The 3,865-nt window shown below is 73.4% G+C and carries 2 protein-coding genes and 2 pseudogenes; all 4 read right to left on the bottom strand.

What is annotated here, in order from left to right:
• Positions 1 to 606: pseudogene (locus N869_RS13410) on the bottom strand (hypothetical protein); the annotation flags it as partial.
• The gene (locus N869_RS13405; protein WP_035062409.1) at positions 603 to 1,688 is read right to left on the bottom strand and encodes a copper transporter; all 1,086 of its coding nucleotides are present in this window, start codon (positions 1,686 to 1,688) and stop codon (positions 603 to 605) included. The gene N869_RS13405 and the pseudogene N869_RS13410, both read right to left, overlap by 4 nt.
• Positions 1,689 to 1,722: 34 nt before the next feature.
• Positions 1,723 to 2,910 (bottom strand): putative cytokinetic ring protein SteA, encoded by a 1,188-nt coding sequence (steA, locus tag N869_RS13400; RefSeq protein WP_035062408.1) that lies wholly within the window; start codon positions 2,908 to 2,910, stop codon positions 1,723 to 1,725.
• Between the two features lie 6 nt (positions 2,911 to 2,916).
• Positions 2,917 to 3,865, bottom strand: a pseudogene (locus N869_RS17925) (DNA repair protein RecN); the annotation flags it as partial.

Here is a 3,865-nt window from a genome sequence, read left to right as displayed (position 1 = left end):
GGCCGCCCCCAGCAGCGCGGCGGTGGCCGGACCGCCGCGCTGCCCGCACCGCAGCCACGGGGAAGCCGCGACTCCGAGCGCCTTGAGTGCCCGGCCCGGCCTGAGGTCCAGCAGGTTCAGCAGGTTCGCCGAGCCCGCGACCAGGGCCCCGGTGACCGCGACGTCCAGCGTGCGCCCGGCTCGTCCCCGCCCGTCGCCGCGGTGGATCAGTGCGGCCGCAACCAGCGACGTCGCACCGATCCCCAGGACCTTCGCCCCACCGGTGGTCAGCTCACCCCGGGCGAGGGCACCCAGGTGACCTCGCAGGCCCTTGCGGCGTGTGGTCACGTCCTCGGTGAGGTCGTCCAGGAGCCCGAACAGCGCCCCACCGGTGGTGGCGACCACCACCGGGAGCGCCCCTGCCCCGGACAGCGCCAACCCGGTGATCGCGCCGACGGTGACCGCCGGGCCCTCGAGGAGGCTCACGTCCTCACCGCGGTGGTTGGTGCGGGTCACCGAACGGGCGACGGGGGCGGTCGTCAGGTCCAGCAGTCTGCGTGCGGCGACGGTCGCGGTGGCCGCTCCCAGGAACGACACGACCGTGCGCCCGGCGGTCGGGAGCCTCATTCCTCGTCGCCGTCCGGGTCCGGCTCGTCACCGTCCTCGCCGTCCTCGTCCTCCGGGACGTCGGCGACGCGCACGATCGGTTCGAGCACCACAGGGGCCGGTACCACCCCGGTCGCCCCGGTCCCGGGGCCGTAGTGCCCGACCGTGCCCGCGATCCGGGCTGCCAGCGCCAGCGGGACGGAGACCTGCCCGGTCACGGTGTGGACGCCGTCGACGGTGGCCAGCCGCCTGGCCGCGTCGTCGTCCTGACGGATGCGCTGGACCACGTTCGTCTCGATCACGGCACCACCGGCGACGACGACGCCCTCGCTGCGGTCCTGGGCGGAGGACGCCAGCGCGGCCGCGACCTGCACGAGCGCCTCGACCTGGTCCGCCTGCTCCTGCGGGTCCTCGGCGTCGGCGGTCGCCTCGATCGCGGCCTCCTGCGCCTCGGGGAGCGCCACGGTGGGCCCGGTCACCAGGATCACCGCATCGGCGGGGACGGTGACCTGCTCGTCGGTGACGACGAGCTCGGCCTCACGGAGGACCTCCATGATGAGGTCGGTCTCGTCGGCGGTGGCGTCCGGGTCGGTGGGCTCCGCGCGGGTGAGCGCCTGGACCAGGGCCTCGGCGAGCTCGGCGTCCGTCCCTGCGTCCTCCGGGGGCACCGGGTCCAGGTACTCCAGGAGTGTGCCGGCGATCTGCTGACGGAACGAGCCCCGGCCGGGCTCGGTCCAGGCGGGCGCGACGGCGACGTTCGCCGTGACCGTTCCCCCTGCCTGCCCGACCCTGCGGCCGACCTCGTCCAGGACCTCGGGGTCCACGTCACCGACCTCGATCACCGCGACGCGACGCTCCCCCAGCGCACCGGCCAGGACCGTCGGGGCGAGCTCGTCGAGCACGGTCTCCGTGCGGGCGAGGTCGGCAGAGGTGACGTCGAGAGCCACCCGCATGTCGTCCTTCTCCTGACGGAGCTGCTCGACCTGCCCCGTGAGCGTGTCGCCGATGCTTTCCTTGAGTGGACCGGCGCCGAGGGCGATGCCCACGGCCAGAGCCAGGAACACCGAGATCAGCGAGACGATGTGGTACCGGAAGTCGATCACTATGAGGTCTTTCGAGGGGTCGAGGCGAGGGGCGTCATGCCGCCCCGCCGAAGAAGACGCGCACCGAGGACCAGAGGTCATCGGTCCACGCACCGAACAGGCCGAACAGGGTCTGCCCCGCGGCGGTGGAGGCCAGTGCCACACCGACGGCCAGCAACCCCGCCACCACGAGCATCAGCAGCTGCCAGGTGGAGATGCGCTGGCGGTACAGGCGTGAGACGCCCTTGGCGTCGATGAGCTTGGACCCGACCCGCAGCCGGGTGAGGAAGGTGGACGCCATCCCGGAGCGGCCCTTGTCCAGGAACTCCACCAGCGTCGCGTGGGTGCCGACGGCGACGATCAGCTCGGCGCCCTTGTCGTCGGCCAGGAGCATGGCGACGTCCTCGCTGGTCCCGGTCGCCGGGAAGACCACGTGCGGGACGCCGAGCTTCTCGACCCGCTCCACCCCCGGTGCTGAGCCGTCGCGGTAGGCGTGCACGACGACCTCTGCCCCGCAGGTCAACGCCTTGTCGGAGACCGAGTCCATGTCCCCGACGATCATGTCCGGGCGCCACCCGGCCTCGAGGATCGCGTCTGCTCCCCCGTCGACGCCGATGAGGACAGGACGGTACTCCTTGACGTAGGGGCGCAGGACCACCAGGTCCTCCTTGTAGTGGTACCCGCGCACCACGATGAGGACCTGCCGGCCGTCCAGCCTGGTGGTGATGTCCGGGACGCCCACGCCGTCGAGCAGGAGCTCGCGCTCACGTCGCAGGTAGTCCATGGTGTTCGCCGCGAACGACTCCAGCTGCACCGCCAGCCCGGCCCGTGCGCCTTCCATGGCTGTGGCCACGGACTGCTCGTCCTGCACGGTGCCCTGGGCGACGAGGGTCTCCCCGTCGTACACGTCACCGCCGTCCACACGGACCTGACGTCCCTCGACGAGGGTCAGGACGTCGGGGCCCAGGTCGTCGACCAGCGGGATCCCGGCGGAGACGAGGATCTCGGGCCCGAGGTTCGGGTAGCGCCCGGAGGTGGACCGCGCCGCGTTCAGGACCGCCGCGGGTCGGCAGGCGACCAGGGCCTCGGCCGACACCCGGTCGATGTCCAGGTGGTCGATGACGGCGACGTCACCGGGGCGCAGGCGCTTGGTGAGGTTCTTGGTGCGAGGGTCCACCCGCACCGGCCCGTGCAGGCCGGGCAGGTCGGGAACGGGGCGCTGGGGGCGCAGGCTCAGTCTCATCGGTTCTCATGGTCCCACGACGGAGCGCTGCAGAAGCTCAGCCGCGTGCTCGAGTGCCGATGCCGAGTCCTCGCTGCCTGACAGCATGCGCGCGAGCTCGGCCACACGGTCCTGCCCCTGGACGACGGTGACGTCGGACTCGGTGACCACGTCCCCGCCGTCACCCTGGGACTTGGTGACCACGACGTGGTGGTCGGCGTAGGCGGCGACCTGGGCCAGGTGCGTGACGACGACGACCTGGGCCTGCTGGGCGAGCTCGGCCAGGCGGCGCCCGACCTCGACGGCGGCCCGGCCACCGACGCCCGCGTCGACCTCGTCGAACACGAAGGTGGGTGGGCGCGCCGCCCCCGAGGCGGGGGCGGTGGCCAGTGCCACCTCGATCGCGAGCATCACCCTGGACAGCTCACCTCCGGAGGCGCCCTGCCCCAGCGGGCGGGCCGCGCCCCCACCGTGCGCGGCGAGGGTCATCGTGACGTCCTCCGCACCCCAGGGTCCCGGTTCCGGGGAGGCGTCGAGCCCCACCTCGAGCCGTGCGGAGGCCATGGCGAGCCCGGACAGCTCTGCGGTGACGGCCTCGGACAGCCGGGTCGCGGCGTCCGCCCGGGTGCGGCTGACGGTGGCCGCCAGGTCGGTCAGCTCGGTGTCGACCTCCTGGAGGGCCTCGCGGACCTCGTGGGCGCGGTCCTCACCCCGGTCGAGCTCGAGCAGCCGGCGCCCGGCGTCCTCGGCCCAGTCGAGAACCTCGGCGACGGTGCCGCCGTGGGTGCGGGCGAGGGTCGCGAGCTCGGCCCGGCGCTGGTGGACGCCCTCGAGACGGGCGGGGTCGGACTGGACCCCGTCGGCGTAGCGGGCGAGCTCGACGCCGACGTCGCCCAGCAGGTATGCCAGCTCCGCGAGCCTGGTGGCGAGGGCCCCGAGTGCGGCGTCGTGCTCCGCGACCTGCTCCAGTGCCCGG

It is taken from the genome of Cellulomonas bogoriensis 69B4 = DSM 16987 (genome assembly GCF_000767165.1).
Lineage (GTDB): Bacteria > Actinomycetota > Actinomycetes > Actinomycetales > Cellulomonadaceae > Actinotalea > Actinotalea bogoriensis.
The sequence above is the reverse complement of the archived record's forward strand: the minus strand, read 5'-3'. Positions and strand labels throughout refer to the sequence as shown.

Excerpts from the sequence above, each read along its gene's own strand:
- steA (WP_035062408.1), bottom strand. The coding sequence starts at position 2,910 with ATGAGACTGAGCCTGCGCCCCCAGCGCCCCGTTCCCGACCTGCCCGGC.